This window comes from Desulforamulus aquiferis (assembly GCF_030577015.1).
Lineage (GTDB): Bacteria > Bacillota > Desulfotomaculia > Desulfotomaculales > Desulfotomaculaceae > Desulfotomaculum > Desulfotomaculum aquiferis.
In genome coordinates this window covers 1-1,583 of record NZ_JARPTC010000048.1, presented here as the reverse complement: position 1 = coordinate 1,583, position 1,583 = coordinate 1, and the positions used below count along the sequence as shown (strand labels likewise).

The 1,583-nt window shown below is 48.6% G+C and carries 1 rRNA gene; it reads left to right on the top strand.

Going from position 1 to position 1,583, the window contains the following annotated elements:
• Positions 1 to 1,583, top strand: a 23S ribosomal RNA gene (locus P6N53_RS18420); the annotation flags it as partial.

The following is a 1,583-nucleotide window of genomic DNA, read 5'->3' as shown; positions in this document are numbered from 1 at the left end:
GAAGGTAAAACACCTGTAGACGAAAGGACGAAGATTGCAGAAGGAATCCCAAGTACTGCGGGACACGAGAAACCCCGTGGGAATCAGGGGGGACCACCCCCCAAGGCTAAATACTCTTAGCGACCGATAGTGAACAAGTACCGTGAGGGAAAGGTGAAAAGCACCCCGGGAGGGGAGTGAAAAAGAACCTGAAACCGTGTGCCTACAAGCTGTCGAAGGGCGTTAAAAGCCTGACGGCGTACTTTTTGTAGAACGGACCGGCGAGTTACATCTAACGTGCAGGTTAAGGCAGGAAAGCCGGAGCCGAAGCGAAAGCAAGTCTTAATAGGGCGCAATGTACGTTGGAGTAGACCCGAAACCTGGTGATCTACCCATGTCCAGAGTGAAGCTTTAGTAAAATAAAGTGGAGGCTCGAACCGACCTTCGTTGAAAAGGAGGCGGATGAGGTGTGGGTAGGGGTGAAATGCCAATCGAACCAGGAGATAGCTGGTTCTCCCCGAAATAGCTTTAGGGCTAGCCTCGGTATAAGATTAGCGGAGGTAGAGCACTGAATGGGCTAGGGGCCTTCACGGGTTACCGAACCCAATCAAACTCCGAATGCCGCATAATTATAACCGGGAGTCAGACTGCGGGTGCTAAGATTCGTAGTCAAAAGGGAAACAGCCCAGACCAACAGCTAAGGTCCCAAAGACAGGCTAAGTGGAAAAGGATGTGGGGTTGCACAGACAACCAGGATGTTGGCTTAGAAGCAGCCACCATTTAAAGAGTGCGTAATAGCTCACTGGTCAAGTGGCCCTGCGCCGAAAATGAAACGGGGCTAAGCCTGGCACCGAAGCTTTGGATTCTCGAGGTTCGATGTTCGAGATTCGATGTTCGAAAGGGGAACTCGTATGATAAGAGATTATCATGATCTTGAAGTGTACAAGAGGGGATATAAGCTGGCTCTTGAAATACACAAATCAACAAAGAGTTTTCCACAGCATGAGTTGTATGAGATAGGGAGCCAAATAAGACGTGCGGCCGTATCGATACCGCTAAATATAGCCGAAGGATATGGCAGAAAGAACTATGTAGATGATTTTAAAAGGTTCTTAATAAACGCACTTGGATCTTGTAATGAAGTTGCAGTTTTGCTAGATATGATTAACGACCTAGGATATATACCAGAACGGTATGGGGAATTAAAAGAGGAGTACGATCATCTAGGAAGGCAACTTAACAAACTAATACAAACATGGAAATAATCGAATTTCGAACTTCGAATATCGAACTTCGAGAATGGTAGGGGAGCGTTCCTATTGCGTTGAAGCAGTACCGTGAGGAGCTGTGGAGTGGTAGGAAGTGAGAATGCCGGTATGAGTAAGCGAAAAGGCAGGTGAGAATCCTGCCCGCCGAAAACCTAAGGTTTTCTGGGGAAGGTTCGTCCGCCCAGAGTAAGTCGGGACCTAAGCCGAGGCCGCAAGGCGTAGGCGATGGACAATCGGTTGAGAATCCGATACCACCAAATACCGTTTGAGTGAAGGAGTGACGCAGGAGGGTAAGTCAAGCCAGCGGTTGGAAAAGCTGGTCCAAGCCCGTAGGGT